The sequence below is a fragment of the Ruminococcus flavefaciens ATCC 19208 genome, from assembly GCF_000518765.1.
In the GTDB taxonomy this organism is placed as follows: Bacteria; Bacillota; Clostridia; order Oscillospirales; family Ruminococcaceae; genus Ruminococcus; species Ruminococcus flavefaciens.
The window spans coordinates 115,114-130,248 of the sequence record NZ_KI912493.1; the positions used below are offsets into that span (position 1 = coordinate 115,114).

The window sequence follows — 15,135 nt, forward strand, 5'->3', positions numbered from 1 at the left end:
CCCCCTGTTCATTCGGAAATAACCTGATTAATTTATCGCATTAATTATACCATATTTCATTAAAATAATCAACAGGCATTTTTTCCATAACAAGAAACGGACAGCAAAAGCTGTCCGTCAAAAAATTATGCAGTTGTAGTTACCGTAGTCTGACTATCCACAGACGATGTAACCGGAACAGCAGCCGTGACTGTTTCCGTAGTTACCTGCTCCAATGATATCTCCGCAGTTTTCATCTCGGTAAATCTCATAGTCAGCTTATTGTTCGGCATATCGAACCCGCTGAGCAAACCGTCCTTGTCAACGGTAAGAGCATAATCACCGCCGTCAAGATTACCTTCTATTTTCAGCATATCGCCGTCCTCTTTGCCACTGAGTTCTTCCGTCTTGGCGTTTTCGTCAACTGCCTTCATAAGATTGAGCATCATAGCCTTTACGGGCACAGCCGACTGCGGAACAGAAAATGTAAGCCCCTTATATGAAGCTATAACGCTTCCCTCGCTGAATTCCAGCTTTACGCCGCTGAGAGTATTGGGTTCGGAGAACTCTATCTCCCACACGCCCTCGCCGAAGCGTTTGATACTTCCCTCGGCTTCAAGGCGGTCAAGAGTAATGCTCACAGCCGCAGAAAACGGACTCGAAAGCCCGTTCTTACGCGAAGTCTTACTGCCAACGGGGACTGCGCAAGACGTCATGCACAGCACCGTCACAAATGTCAATACTAATGTAAAAACTCTTTTCATAATACCAGCTCCGTTCATAGTAATGAAAATACATTTTCACATCCTGCCGTTATCATACGGTCATATTTTTCTTCTTTTCCTTTAAGATACCGAATGCATCAGGAAGATTGCTGATAATATCTCTCGGCAGCATTGCCTCCATACTCAGCTTCTGTGCCGCGATATCGCCTGCAAGTCCGTGCATATATACACCTGCGCAGGCACCGTCAAAGATGCCGCAGCCCTGTGCGACAGCAGAGCCTATTATACCTGCAAGCACATCACCGCTGCCGCCAACGCTCATACCTGCATTTCCTGTATGATTAGCTGCTGTATAACAGTTGTCAGCCACAACAGTTCCGCCGCCCTTGAGCACTACGGTAATACCGTACTGCTCTGCATACTTTTCCGCAGCAAGCAGCCTGTTCTCGGATATCATACGTGTATCGCAATTGAGAAGTCTTGCCATCTCTCCCACATGAGGGGTTATAATGATGTCCGTGCGCTTCTTCAGTAAAATATCTATGTCCTTTGCTATGCAATTTATTCCATCTGCGTCGATTATTACCGGACACTCAGCATTCTGAGCCACAAATTTCGTAAGCTCTATGGTATCGGGAGTAACTCCCATACCACAGCCTATAACTACTGCCGTAGCCTTTTTCATAGCCTCTGAAATAGGCTCGCAGCTGCTGTCATAGAGCATATATCCGTAATCATCGCTGTCGAGCTCGATAAATGTTGCCTCGGGCGCAAGCACGGAAACTGTATCTATGCACTTTTCAACGGAAGCCACACGGACAAGTCCGACGCCGCTGCGAAGTGCGCCAAGAGCTGCAAAAGCTGCTGCTCCGCGCATTGATGAGCTTCCTGCAATGACAAGGACAGTACCGAAATTCCCCTTATGGGAATCTCTCTCTCTTTTGGGAGGATATGCAGCAAGGAAATTACGCTCTATCCTGAAATATTTGCGTTCTCCGTCAAGTATTTTCATTGCTTCGTCAGGTATACCGATATCCGCAATAGTCACCTTTCCGCAGTATTTCTTCAAAGGGAACTGAGACATACCTGATTTTATAAATCCGAAGGTCATTGTCTCATCTGCCTTGAATATTCCCGGTGAGACAGTACCGAGAGCGGTATTTCCGCCGCTGGGAACATCAACTGCAACACGGTAAGCCGCAGTACCGATACCGAATATGCCGATTGTATCCTTATCAAGATTGCCGTGGAAGCCTGTTCCGAAAACTCCGTCGACAAGCACCTGTGCCCCTACTACAGCTCCCTTTATAAGTCCCATGCGTTTCTTTTCGGCATTGAGGATATCATCGAGAGGATTATGCTCATGCCTGTCATCGGCAGCATCTGGCTTTCTCGGCTGTATGGTCATATAATCAAGCTCTGCCGCCTCTATAGCTGCTTCAACATTTCCGCTGCGGAAGCCTTCGATAAAGGTTATCTTTTCTCTCGGAAGTCTGCTCATCATTTCCTGAGCAAGAGGAGTTTTCGGCAGTCCGCCTATGTGTATCACGGTCAGCTTATACCCTTTATACAGAAGTATATCAGCCGCCGCAAAGCAGTCTCCGCCGTTATTTCCCGTACCCGCAAGGAATACCACCGAGCATTCCTCGGGACTCAGCGCTTCATTCCGGCAATATCCGTCGATAAGCTCTGCAAGCTTTCTTCCTGCGTTCTCCATAAGCTGCCTTTTTGATACCCCCAGCTTTTCGGAACGCTCTTCAAGTCTCCCCATTTGCTTTGGTGTTACAATCTGCATATTAATTACCTCCCCTTTTAGCGTTATCACGCTGAAATAATATATCTTTTCCGATTACTGAGCTCTGTTTCTGAGCTTTGCAGGGAGAAATTTCGTGATATTCTCCAGCATTCTCTCATCGGGAGCAAATACAAGTCTTGCCGAGCCCACTGATTCATCGTTGAAATCAGCGTAATACTCATGCGAAGCGATATTATCTGTCGCAAATATTATAGTCATATCATCGCTCTCTTCGAGGTCATCGCTGTATTTCCCGAATGCGGTGAACTGTCTTACATTGGTCGAGAGCATACTGTGTCTCTTTTTCTTTGCAATTATCTTATCAACATCAAGCTCGCCGTTGGTAAAGGAATACTCATACTCAACGTATGTATTCTGGACGAAATGATAAGTTCCGTACCCCGCTGCTGCTGCAAGAGCAAATCCAAGAAGAGATATGAGCGGATCACGCAGCTGAAAAACAGCAAGAAGCAGAAGTGACAGAGTAAACAACGCTCCCACAACAATAAGCATGACTCTTCTGGTCTTATCTGAGTTTGTTTCGTTCTTTTTTATGAGCTGTTCTGCAAAATTATCCATTATATTATCTCCATTCGCTGTTTATAAAGTGATGTATATTAATAATAACACATTTTTAGTCAGAATGCAATAAATCATATCATTTTTTTCAAATGCTTCATCTTTTTTTCACAAGTTTGCTGTGAGCTTGGTTTTTTTTTAAAAAAAGCTTGATTTTTTTGAATTCAGCGTATATAATTGTGATATAACCCGTTGACTGAGAGAGTAAGTGTGCATAAGCTCCATCAGAGAAGGACGAAAAGGTGCGAGCGTCCTGCTGCTTTACATACCGAAGTTCACTCACGAGGGGCAAAGCGGAAGCGCGATAGAGATACCGCATAGTAGGCTGAGACGTAGGTCTGCGTTAAAGACAAGAGAGTGTCGGCTCTCCTGACAATGGGTGGTATAAAAGCAAGGTAAGTCTTGTCCTGTTGGACAGGGCTTTTTTATTTAGTCACGACACAAAAACAATTTGTAGGGGCTGGCGTCCTCGACAGCCCCTCGCCCTAAGGCGAAAAAAAGATATTGGCGGGACATCGAGGACGCCGTCCCCTACACTATTTCTTTGAGGTGAAACAATGAAAGAACAGCTTGAAAAGATCGAGGCTCTGGCTAAGCAGGAGCTTGATGCCTGCACTGAGATCAAGGCACTGGACGACCTGAGGATAAAATTCCTCGGAAAAAAAGGTGAGCTCACCGCTATCCTCAAACAGATGGGTAAGCTCTCCGCAGAAGAAAGACCTGTTATAGGTCAGCTCGCAAACAAAGTAAGAGCAGATATCGAAGAAGCTCTGAACACTAAGCTTTCTTCACTGAAAGCAAACGCACAGGCTGCAAAGCTGGCTGAGGAGAAGATCGACATTACTCTCCCGGGCAAGCATGCTCCTTTCGGAAAGCTCCACCCGCTCACTAAGGTGGAAAACGAAATAAGAGAAATATTCATCGGCATGGGCTTCAATATCGCTGACGGTCCCGAGATCGACGACGATTACCACGTATTCGAGGCTCTCAATCTTCCTCCCGATCACCCTGCAAGAGATACTCAGGATACATTCTATATCGAGGGAACAAACGAGTCTGTACTTCTCCGTACCCAGACCTCTTCCGTACAGGTACACGTAATGGAGAACCAGAAGCCCCCTATCCGTATCATCTCTCCCGGACGAGTTTTCCGTTCGGACGCTGTTGACGCTACTCACTCCCCTCTCTTCCACCAGATAGAGGGACTCGTAGTTGACAAGGGCATCACAATGAGCGACCTCAAGGGCACTCTCGAAATGCTCATGAAGAAGCTCTACGGCAACGACTGCAAGCTCCGTTTCCGTCCTCACCACTTCCCCTTCACAGAGCCAAGCTGTGAGGTAGATATAAGCTGCTTCAACTGCGGCGGTAAGGGCTGCTCAATGTGTAAGGACGAGGGCTATATCGAGCTCCTCGGTGCAGGAATGGTACACCCAAAGGTGCTTGAGAACTGCGGCATCGATCCTGAGGAGTACTCAGGCTTCGCATTCGGTCTCGGTCTCGAGCGTATGGTAATGGGACGCTACGATATCAACGACCTCCGTCTCCTCTACGAGAACGATGTGAGATTCTTAGAGCAGTTCTGAGCAATTCACAATTCATAATTTCTCATTGGAGAAATGTACTGATTATAGATCTTGAAAGGAAAAAAGATATGAATTTATCTATGAAATGGCTCGGCGATTACGTAAAAGCCGATATGCCTATAAAGGATTTCTGCCACGCTCTCACAATGAGCGGCTCTAAGGTAGAGTGCTACGAAAAAGAGGGCAGCAATATCTCCAACGTTGTAGTTGGTAAGATACTCTCAAAGGGACCTCACGAAAATGCTGATGCGCTGTTTGTTTGTCAGGTGGACATCGGTGCGGAAGCTCCTATACAGATAGTTACAAACGCTAAGAACGTAAAAGAGGGCGACCTCGTTCCCGTTGCTCTTGACGGAGCTGTTCTCCCCGAGGGCAAGATAAAGAAGTGCAAAATGCGTGGAGTTGAAAGCTTCGGTATGTTCTGCGGACTTGATACTCTCGGTCTTACAGCTCACGACTTCCCATATGCAGATCCCGAGGGCGTATTCGTAATCGAAGAGGACTGCAAGCTTGGCGAGGATATCCACACAGCTATCGGTCTGGACGATACTTCCGTTGAGTTTGAGATAACCTCAAACCGCCCCGACTGTCTCAGCGTTATCGGTCTCGCAAGAGAAACTGCCGCTACCTACGGCACAGAGCTGAAGGTAAAGGCTCCCGAGTTCAAGGGCGTTGACGGCGATATCAACTCAATGCTCAAGGTAGATATAATCAACACGGAAAAGTGCCAGAGATACTGTGCAGGTATAGTTAAAAACGTAAAGATAGGTCCTTCACCTCGCTGGATGAGAGAAAGACTCCGTGCAAGCGGCGTTCGTCCTATCAATAATTTCGTTGATATCACAAACTACGTTATGCTTGAATACGGTCAGCCTATGCACGCTTTCGACCTCCGCTACGTTGAGGGAGCTCATATCAATGTCCGCAACGCTAAGAACGGCGAAAAGATAATGACACTTGACGGCGTTGAGCGCGAACTCACAGATGATATGCTTGTTATCGCTGACGAAAAGAAGCCTGTAGCAGTTGCAGGTATCATGGGCGGCGAGTACAGCGGTATCATGGACGATACAACAACTGTTGTATTCGAGTCTGCATATTTCGAGCCTACACAGGTAAGGCAGACTTCAAAGAAGCTCCGTCTCAAGTCAGACGCTTCAGCTCGTTACGAAAAGGGTGTTGACAGACTTATCTCCATGACCTGCTTAAAGAGAGCATTTGAGCTTGTTGAAGAGCTTGGTGCAGGCGAAGTCCTCAACACAGTTATCGACCGCGACTACACAGACAAGACTCCTGCAACAGTTGATTTCAGTGCAGAGTGGATAAACAATTTCCTCGGCACGGATATCTCTGAGGCTGATATGATAAAGTACCTCGAGCGTCTTGAATTCAAGGTAGAGAACGGCAAGGTAATAGCTCCTTCATTCCGTATAGACATCGGCTGCAAGGCTGATATCGCAGAGGAAGTTGCACGTATCTACGGCTACAACAATATCCCTTCAACTGATTTCCGCGGCGTAGCAAGAGCTGAATTCACTGAGGAGCAGAAGTTCGCACGTACACTGAGAAACGCTGCCGTATCACTGGGCGGATATGAGATAGCAACCTACTCATTCGTTTCACCTAAATATTTCGATAAGATAAAGCTCCCTGCTGACAGCAAGCTCCGCAAGGTAGTAAAGATAGTAAATCCTCTCGGCGAGGACACAAGTGTTATGAGAACATCTACTATCCCTTCGATGCTTGATGTTCTCTCATTCAACTACAACAACCGCAACGACAAGGCTTGTCTCTTTGAGATAGCTAAGGAGTACCTCCCTGCTGAGGTCGAGAAGCCTTTCATCAACGGTGATACTCTTGCTAACAGCGGCAAGCAGAAGCACAAGTATAACTATTCACTCCCCGACGAGCCGCAGAGACTCACTATCGGTATGTACGGCGGCGATGCTGATTTCTATACCCTCAAGGGCATGGTAGAGCAGCTCCTTGCAGAGCTTAAAATAGCTGATGTTGAATATATCCGCGCAAACGACTGTGATGAATTCGACGAGAAATATGCTCTCCATCCGGGCAGAAGTGCAGTTATAATCAAGGATGGCAAATATCTCGGCATCATGGGAGAGGTTCACCCTGATGTACAGGAGACATATGAAATAGGCGTAAAGACCTATGTTGCAAAGCTCAATATACCTGAGCTTATGGAAGCTGCTGCTGACAAGATAACATATCAGCCGCTGCCAAAGTTCCCTGCAACTACACGTGACCTCAGTCTCCTTGTTGACGAGGATATGCCTGTTGCAGAGCTTGAAAAGGCTATCAAGGGCGCAGTAGGAAAGATACTTGAAAAGGTAACTCTCTTCGACGTATACCGCAACGACGACATGAAGAAGAACAGCAAGAAGAGTATCGCTTACTCTATCTCAATGCGTTCACACGAAGGCACACTCACAGATGAGCAGGCTGACGGAGCAATGAAGCGCGTATTGAAAGCACTCAGTGCTATCGGCGCAGAGCTCAGAGGCTGATCCTACAGTAAAAAATCTCTTATGGGCGGATTATATCCGCCCGTATTTTATGTATATTACAGATAACTGAAATGGGCGCACATTGTGCGCCCATTAAAAATAAATTATGCAAGTGTATCTGTTGCAAGGTCTATTCCCTGCATAGCGTCTTCACCGCCAAATACACAGATATTTCCGAAATCTCTCAGCTTTTCTGCGGCTTCGGCAAGTTGCTGCGGAGTTACCTCCAGCATCTTCCTCTTTATATCTGCACGGTCTTTATAGCTTATTCCCCTGAACCAGAAACCGTCAGCCCTTGAGCTCTTGTTTCCGTCAGAGAGAAGAGGCTCATCCATTGCAATAGAACTGATGATATACTGTGTGATATCAGGCTCGTTCCTACAGTATTCAGCCGTAAAATCTGCTGCCTTTCTGTAAATCTCGATAGTTGCCTTGGGAGAAGGGTCTCTGTAGGAGTAGAATGTCTGCTCACCGGAATTTGATATAACCGCTCCTGCACCGTATGCACCGCCCTTTACTCTGACCTCATTCCAGAGATATTCAAGGGAAAGCGCTTTGAAGAGTACATTTCTTACTGCTCTGTCTGCTGAATTATCAGGGAAAGCCATAGCCGTATAAGAAACTCCCGACGGTATTATAACTCCCTGTTTTTCGTTCGTTTCAAGCTCATAGCTCATTTCTTCACAGGCTGAAGGCGTCCCCTTCGGCAGTGAACTGATAAGCGGTTCGAGTGAGATATCGCTGCTGTCGGTAATGCTTGCGGTAAGACGTGCAGAACATATCATGCGCTTGCTGACAGAATTTATATCAGCAATAAGCTTTTCGGGAGAATTCAGTGCAGCGTGCAGGCGCTTATATCCCTCATAGCCGGAAACAAGCTCTGATAACGCTGATTCGGCAGAAAGCGACGCTTTTACACGATTCATGGAATATGAATGACCATTAACAAGGATATGCTGCTTGAAGTCCTCATCAGTCTGCTTTAAGATCTCGCATATAGCAGCCTTGTCGCTAAACTGAGTATCAGTTATTATCTCGCTGATAAGCGAAAATGCTTCATCAGTATTTTTTTCGAGGAAACGTGCTTTTACGGTAAAGTAAGGCATACACTTGTCCTTGACTCCATTCTTTGAAACCACGTTGATATCATAGGAAATACTGCCAAGAACACCTGTTACTCGGCGCTGTATCTCAGCGGCTGTGCTCTTTGAGGTAGGAAGCGAACCATATAACTCGGAAAGAGCGGCAGCAGCAGAAAGCTCCTGCTCTGTACAGTCGGCAAGTGAGAAGTAAAGATTCAAAGCAGCTATTCCCTTATCCTCGGCAGGGTGACGCAGAACGGTTATACCGCAGCATTCTGTCTCATGTGTCTCAAACGGGAGAGGTTCTTCATTGACCTCGGAAAGTGCAAGATGTGGCATTGTTGCAAGCTGCTCCGGAGTATCCACAGACTGCTGCCAGCTGTCAAGCTTTTTATTCTGCTCAATTATAACATCTGTCTCTTCACAGGAAAGGCTGTTCATAACATCTGCAAGACGCTTTTCTTCGGCAGCTTTCTGTTCTTCACCGTAAGTACGTGATGGAAGTATATAAAGCTCAGCCTGACCGTTCTCATCAAGGAGCCATTCACTGAGAAGCTTTTCAAAATAATCGGTATCAAGCTTGTTCCTGAGGGAATCGTAGACCTCACCAAGTTCAAGATAGCAAAGCGGGTCGCCGCCATAGAGCCATGCTGACAGAGCATCGGTATTTCGTGTAAGCCCTCTCGGCTCACCGCCTGCACGGAACTTGAATTCACGACGATTGATGGCAGCTTTTATAAGCTCACGGTCAATGCCGTTTTTGCAGAGCTGAGAAACGGTATTTCTTACAGTCTCTTTAAGCTTTTCACAGCTTTCAGCATCGGTATTGCTTATGCAAAGATAGCCGAAGGGCTGCAAAACGCCGTCGCTCACTTCGAGAGAAACATCAAGGCAAAGTCCCGTATCGAGGACAGCACGTTTGAGAGGCGCATCATTTGAGCCGGCAAGTGCTTCCTCAAGTACAGAAGCCGCAGTTATTTTCTCGCGTTCTTCCCAGCTTCCTATGATCTTTCCAATGACAAGATATGTATGATTTTTCTCATCCTCGTTCTGGGATATTTCATAGTAACACTTCTTTACAGTATGTTCAACGGGCTTCTGGAAATGTATCTCAGTATCTGTTTCACGCTTGTCGAAGTGACTGAGATATTCGCTGTCTATAAGCTCCAGAACAGGCTCTATGTCTATAGGCCCGTCAAGGAATATATATGAATTTGAGGGGTGATAATAGGTCTTGTGCCCCTCTATGAACTGCTCATATGTAAGGTCTGTGATATGCTCAGGAAGTCCGCCCGACTCAAAACGATAGCAGGTATCCGGGAAGAGAGCATTCATAAGCTCTGTCTCGATACGGCTGTATATGTTGGCAAGTGCGCCCTTCATCTCATTGAACACAACGCCCTTGTATATAGGAGCATCAGCCTTATCGCGCATTTCTATGTGCCAGCCCTCCTGATAGAATATATTGGGGTTGTAGTAGATAGCAGGGTCAAAAACCGCATCAAGATAAACCTTTGTAAGATTCATAAAATCCGTATCATTTCGGCTGGATACGGGAAAAATGGTCTTATCGGGATATGTCATTGCATTGAGAAAGGTATTCATCGTACCCTTCATAAGCTCAAGAAAAGGCTCTTTTACGGGATATTTCTTGGAACCGCCCAGAACTGAGTGCTCAAGGATATGAAATATACCTGTATCGTCCTTCGGAGGAGTTCTGAAGCCTATGGAAAAAAGCTTGTTCTCACCGTTGTTCTTCATCCATATGAGTTTTGCACCTGTTTTATCATGGCGCATTTCTATAAGCTCTGAACCGCTGTTGGGAGCGGGTACTTTTCTTGTAACTGTAAAACCATGTATATTGTCATTTATATGCATTGTATGCCTCCTATTGTGATTTATACAATTATTATAGCATTTCAAGTCAAATTATGCAAGTAACAGTTAACATAGGAAAACAGAAGATCAACTCATTTACTGCAAATAGCATCAAAAAAGCCACTCAAAGAGTGGCTTTCTGTGTTATAAAATAATTTTCAGACTGATATCAGAGAAGAGTTATACCGTTTGCTGCACACTTCTCTATCATTTCGTCAGACCATATAGACGACTGAACTTCACCGATATGTGCCTTTTCAAGAAGGAGCATACAAAGTCTTGACTGACCGATACCGCCGCCGATAGTAAGCGGAAGTGTTCCGTCAGCGATCATCTGATGATACTTGTACTGCATTCTGTCCTCAGCTCCGCACTCGGCAAGCTGCTTTTTCAGAGACTCAGCGTCAACACGGATACCCATTGAAGATACTTCAAGAGAATCATCAAGTACATCGTCCCAGAAGAGAATATCACCGTTGAGTGCCCAGTCATCGTAGTCAGGTGCTCTTCCGTCGTGCTTTTCGCCGCTTGCAAGCTTTCCGCCGATACCCATAAGAAATACTGTTCCGTGTTCCTTTGTGATAAGGCGCTCACGCTCGTGACCTGTCTTGTCGGGATATCTGTCTTCAAGCTCCTGAGTTGTTATGAAATAAGGCTCTTCACAGATCTTGCCTGCTATCTGAGGATAGCGGAGGCTTACCTTACGCTTTGTATAAGCGATAGCCTTTACTACTGACTTTACAGTATCTTTAAGGAACTGGATATTTCTCTGCTCACGGCTTATTACCTTTTCCCAGTCCCACTGATCAACGAATATGGAATGAGTATTATCGGTATCATCATCACGGCGGATAGCATTCATATCAGTATATATGCCCTCACCTACACTGTAGCCGTAGCGGTAAAGAGCCATTCTCTTCCACTTTGCAAGTGACTGTACTACTTCTGCTTCTGCGGCGATCTCCTTGATGTCGAAATCCACCTTGCGCTCAACGCCATTGAGGTCATCGTTGATACCGCTGCCCTTTTTAACGATCAGAGGAGCTGATACTCTGTCCAGAGTAAGTGCGAATGATAAAGCCTGCTGAAAAACGTCCTTGATATATTTGATTGCGTGCTGAGTGTCTCTCAGCGTAAGGGCTGACTTGTAGCCCTCCGGGATATACAGCGATCTTGACATGATAATCACTTTCCTTTACTTGATATTTTTACAGAAAACAGCTCCATTGATGCTTTCTGTGCTGTACATTGATAATTATTATTGGTTTGCGTACTCGACGTAAGTATTATCGTATTTCAAACGTCTACCCTCGGCATATTTTTCTGCATATGAACCCACAGGAGCATGGATCGTGCAACCTTCTGACGATACAAATGAAGGAAATTCGATCTTTGTTAAGCTTTCAGGAAGATTTGCATCTTTAAGAGACTCACAAACTGTAAAAGCTGTAACTCCAATAGTTTCGAGCCCTTCATCTATCTGAACAAATTTCAGATTCGGACAAGAAAAAAACGTACTGTCTTCTATGCTCTTTACAGATGACGGTATATAAACAGCTTCTATAACATCATTGCTCCAGAATGCATGAAAAACTATCTTTTCAACTCCGTCAGGAATAATGACCTTCGGCTCTGTGCCAACATAATCGTATAATATACCGTCCTCAATTATAAAGCCGTTATCATCGGGCTTTATAGAGGCTCTTTTTTCAAGGATCATATCCTCTATTCCAACAGCCGATTTTTCTTCTTCGATAAATTTTTCATAGTCTAAAGCTTCTGTGGTCTCAGTCTGTTTTTCTGTAGATTTTGTTGTTTCTGCAACAGACTTTTCTTCACTCTTTTTCTCACGCTTTTCTCCTATAAGTCCGCATGATGAAACTGTCACAGCCAATGATAATGCCAATGCTGAAAATAATGCCTTTTTCATGTGTTTTTAACCCCTATATCAATGAATCATATTATTATCTTATTGAACCGACTGTTCTTGGGAAGAGTATTACGTCGCGGATATTAGCCATACCTGTTGTGTACATGATAAGTCTTTCAAATCCGAGACCGAAGCCGCCGTGAGGTACGCTTCCGAACTTTCTGAGGTCGAGGTAGTCACTGTAGAGATCAAGGTTCATCTTTCTCTCGTTCATAGCAGCAATAAGCTTCTCATAGTCAGCCTCACGCTCACTGCCGCCGATTATCTCACCTACGCCCGGAACAAGAAGGTCAACAGCTGCAACTGTCTTGCCGTCGGGGTTCTGCTTCATGTAGAATGACTTGATATCCTTAGGATAGTCTGTTACGAATACAGCCTTCTTGAATACCTTTTCTGAGAGGTATCTCTCATGCTCTGTCTGGAGATCGCAGCCCCACTCTACAGGGTATACGAAGTTCTCGCCTGACTTCTTGAGAAGCTCGATAGCCTCGGTATATGTTACTCTTGCAAAATCATGTGAGATAAGCTCTTCAAGACGAGCAATAAGTCCCTTTTCAAAATGAGCGTCAAAGAACTTCATATCATCGGGACAGGTATCAAGAAGCTTGCGGATAACGTATTTCAGCATATTCTCAGCGATCTCGATAACGTCATCAAGCTCTGCGAAAGCCACCTCAGGCTCAACGTGCCAGAATTCAGCAAGGTGCTTTGGAGTATTTGAGTTCTCGGCTCTGAATGAAGGACCGAATGTGTATATCTTACCCATAGCCATTGCAGCCATTTCGCCTTCGAGCTGACCTGATACGGAAAGACCTGCTTTTCTGCCGAAGAAGTCGTTAGCGTAGTATTCTTCCTCGTTCTTGTAGTCCTTGCTGTAACCGATAGTTGTTACCTGGAACATCTCACCTGCGCCCTCACAGTCGCTGCCTGTGATAAGCGGTGTATTTACATAAACGTAGTTGTTCTTCTGGAAGTATTCATGTATTGCAGCAGCAAGTACGGAACGTACACGCCATACAGCGTTGAATGTATTCGTTCTGCCTCTGAGATGCGGGATAGTACGAAGGAATTCAAGTGTGTGTCCCTTCTTCTGGAGCGGGTAATCTGTAGGAGCATCGCCCAGTACAGTGATACCGTCAGGAACAGCGTTTATCTCAACAGTCTCATTTCTGCCCTCTACTGCTGTGCCTGTTACCTTTACTGACATACCAACTCTTGGCTCTTTGTAATCGCTGTCGCCCTTGTCAACAACGACCTGTACGTTTTTAAGTGAAGTACCGTCGTTCACCTCAATAAATGCAACGCTCTTTGAGTTACGCGAAGTACGTACCCAACCGCATACTGTTACTTGCTTGCCCACATAATCCTTTGTGGTAATTATTTCCTTGACATCAATGTGCTTCATAATGATCTTTTCCTTTCAGTATATATTGTATATACAGGACGAGCAGGAATACAAAAAGCCCCGTCCTGAAACTACAGGACGGGGCATATTACCCGTGGTGCCACCTGAATTACCGCAAAAGCGATCACTTTTGAGCCGCTGTAACGTGCGGAATACGTCTCCCCTACTCAGGCATTCAAGAAAAACATACGCTTTCCTCTTAAATCGGCACCCTTTGGGTTTGCTGCTCGGAAGTGTTATTCACACAGACTCTGATATGCGGCTCTCACCATACCCGCACTCTCTGGGAACGAAATTCCATGCTACTTCTCTTCGTCTTTGCATTTGATTTGTCTGTATTATATCACTTTTAAATCGGATTGTCAAGAGGAAAAAGCATAAAAAATTCTGCATCTTTCACATTTTTATCAAATAATATGCCGAAATCACCACATTTCCGCATTTTCTCACACAAAGCTTTCCCGATCATTTCACCTTACAATACTATGATTTACAAAAAAGAGGTGTATATTATAACCATAGAAACAAATAACACTCAGGGATAAAACGCAGATTATTCCTGAAAGAATGTGTCATTTTCTCACTCCCCCTCAATATATAAAAAGTAAAGTCCGAAAGCATACAAATCTTTCGGACTTTATTTTATCTGAATGGAATAATGTCATTAATTAGATGAACAGGGTACTGAATCCATGTTCACGGGCATAGCTTTCTGCCTTTTTGCGGTTTATCTGCTTGAGTATCCTTATGGTCTGCTTGTGACCCTTTCGTATCTCATCAAGCGGGATAGCCTCATTTTCAAATTCGCTGATATTGATATTATAAAGACTCTCACAGCCGCTGAAAGCGTCCTCCTTGATGTCCTTTGTATTCATGCTTATTTTCAGGTCCATAAGGTTCTGACAGCCGTAAAATGCCCAGTTGCCTATTGTTTTTACCGTACTTGGGATATCAACTGAGGTAAGTGACCTGCACCATGAGAATGCACTCTCACCGATAGTTGTAACAGAATTGGATATAACTATCTTTTTAAGGCTGTAGCACTCAGAGAATGCCGCATTGCCGATAGCCTCTACCGAACCCGATATAACTATTCTTCTCAGTTTCTTGCAGGAGAAGAACATCAGGTCACTTATGCGCTGCAAATATGCAGGAAGCACTACGCTCTCAACGCTGTTGCATCTTCCGAATGCACCCTTGCCTATCTTCTTTACAGACTCCGGCAGATTGATCTCCTTGAGTCTCAGGCATTTAAGGAATGCGTTTTCTCCGATGGATTCAAGATTTTTTGAGAATACTATCTCTTCAAGATTGAAGCAGTGACAGAAGGCGAACTTTTCAACGATATGTACGCTGTCAGACATAACTATCTTCTTTACAGTCTCATTACCGCGGAACGCATACTTGCCGACTACCTTTACCTTTTCAGGGATAACGATAGATTCGGTAGTTCCAACGTATTTTACAAGAGTACCGTTCTTGTCGATAGCCATGTTGTTTTCATCGTCTATCTCGATATTCTCATCATTTATAAGATCGCCGTACTTTTCATAATCATCGGCTGACGCAGACTTTTTCTCCTCGGGCTTTGGTGCAAGAGAACTCTTTATCTCTGGCTTTTCAGTCTTTTTGATGTCCTCAGATTTCTTCT

Annotated in this window: 10 protein-coding genes and 1 other annotated feature; of the genes, 2 read left to right on the forward strand and 8 right to left on the reverse strand. The window is 45.0% G+C overall.

Going from position 1 to position 15,135, the window contains the following annotated elements:
• Window positions 1-125: 125 nt before the first annotated feature.
• From L870_RS0115550 to L870_RS0115560, 3 genes are read right to left on the reverse strand one after another with little or no spacing between them, the layout of a single operon-like run.
• Complete coding sequence (locus L870_RS0115550) at window positions 126-743, reverse strand: hypothetical protein (protein WP_028518925.1); 618 nt, start codon at window positions 741-743, stop codon at window positions 126-128.
• Window positions 744-795: 52 nt separating this feature from the next.
• On the reverse strand, window positions 796-2,499 hold the full coding sequence (locus tag L870_RS0115555; protein WP_028518926.1) for an NAD(P)H-hydrate dehydratase: 1,704 nt from the start codon (window positions 2,497-2,499) through the stop codon (window positions 796-798).
• A 54-nt stretch (window positions 2,500-2,553) separates the two neighbouring features.
• Window positions 2,554-3,078, reverse strand: a complete 525-nt coding sequence (locus tag L870_RS0115560; RefSeq protein WP_028518927.1) for a hypothetical protein — start codon at window positions 3,076-3,078, stop codon at window positions 2,554-2,556.
• A 557-nt stretch (window positions 3,079-3,635) separates the two neighbouring features.
• Here L870_RS0115560 and pheS point away from each other — a divergent pair.
• Window positions 3,636-4,664, forward strand: a complete 1,029-nt coding sequence (gene pheS / locus L870_RS0115565) for a phenylalanine--tRNA ligase subunit alpha (RefSeq protein ID WP_028518928.1) — start codon at window positions 3,636-3,638, stop codon at window positions 4,662-4,664.
• Window positions 4,665-4,732: 68 nt separating this feature from the next.
• On the forward strand, window positions 4,733-7,189 hold the full coding sequence (pheT, locus tag L870_RS0115570; protein WP_028518929.1) for a phenylalanine--tRNA ligase subunit beta: 2,457 nt from the start codon (window positions 4,733-4,735) through the stop codon (window positions 7,187-7,189).
• A 104-nt stretch (window positions 7,190-7,293) separates the two neighbouring features.
• On the opposite strand, the gene L870_RS0115575 is transcribed toward pheT, so the two are convergent.
• The 5 genes from L870_RS0115575 to L870_RS18065 form a co-directional block, all read right to left on the reverse strand.
• Window positions 7,294-10,149 carry an insulinase family protein gene (locus L870_RS0115575; protein WP_028518930.1) on the reverse strand — a complete coding sequence of 952 codons (2,856 nt, stop codon included), beginning with the start codon at window positions 10,147-10,149 and terminating at the stop codon, window positions 7,294-7,296.
• Window positions 10,150-10,318: 169 nt separating this feature from the next.
• On the reverse strand, window positions 10,319-11,329 hold the full coding sequence (gene asnA, locus L870_RS0115580) for an aspartate--ammonia ligase (protein ID WP_028518931.1): 1,011 nt from the start codon (window positions 11,327-11,329) through the stop codon (window positions 10,319-10,321).
• Between the two features lie 78 nt (window positions 11,330-11,407).
• A complete protein-coding gene (locus L870_RS0115585) occupies window positions 11,408-12,079 on the reverse strand; it encodes a leucine-rich repeat domain-containing protein (RefSeq protein ID WP_028518932.1) in 672 nt (223 codons plus the stop codon).
• A 34-nt stretch (window positions 12,080-12,113) separates the two neighbouring features.
• Complete coding sequence (gene asnS, locus L870_RS0115590) at window positions 12,114-13,484, reverse strand: asparagine--tRNA ligase (RefSeq protein WP_028518933.1); 1,371 nt, start codon at window positions 13,482-13,484, stop codon at window positions 12,114-12,116.
• A gap of 71 nt (window positions 13,485-13,555) precedes the next feature.
• Window positions 13,556-13,812: a binding site (T-box leader), on the reverse strand.
• A 340-nt stretch (window positions 13,813-14,152) separates the two neighbouring features.
• The coding region (locus tag L870_RS18065; RefSeq protein WP_037272730.1) for a leucine-rich repeat domain-containing protein at window positions 14,153-15,135 on the reverse strand (983 nt) is incomplete at its 5' end.

Bases quoted from the DNA above. Each gene is read 5' to 3' on its own strand.
- L870_RS0115550 (WP_028518925.1), bottom strand. From the start codon at position 743: ATGAAAAGAGTTTTTACATTAGTATTGACATTTGTGACGGTGCTGTGC.
- L870_RS0115555 (WP_028518926.1), bottom strand. From the start codon at position 2,499: ATGCAGATTGTAACACCAAAGCAAATGGGGAGACTTGAAGAGCGTTCC.
- L870_RS0115560 (WP_028518927.1), bottom strand. From the start codon at position 3,078: ATGGATAATTTTGCAGAACAGCTCATAAAAAAGAACGAAACAAACTCA.
- pheS (WP_028518928.1), top strand. From the start codon at position 3,636: ATGAAAGAACAGCTTGAAAAGATCGAGGCTCTGGCTAAGCAGGAGCTT.
- pheT (WP_028518929.1), top strand. From the start codon at position 4,733: ATGAATTTATCTATGAAATGGCTCGGCGATTACGTAAAAGCCGATATG.
- L870_RS0115575 (WP_028518930.1), bottom strand. From the start codon at position 10,149: ATGCATATAAATGACAATATACATGGTTTTACAGTTACAAGAAAAGTA.
- asnA (WP_028518931.1), bottom strand. From the start codon at position 11,329: ATGTCAAGATCGCTGTATATCCCGGAGGGCTACAAGTCAGCCCTTACG.
- L870_RS0115585 (WP_028518932.1), bottom strand. From the start codon at position 12,079: ATGAAAAAGGCATTATTTTCAGCATTGGCATTATCATTGGCTGTGACA.
- asnS (WP_028518933.1), bottom strand. From the start codon at position 13,484: ATGAAGCACATTGATGTCAAGGAAATAATTACCACAAAGGATTATGTG.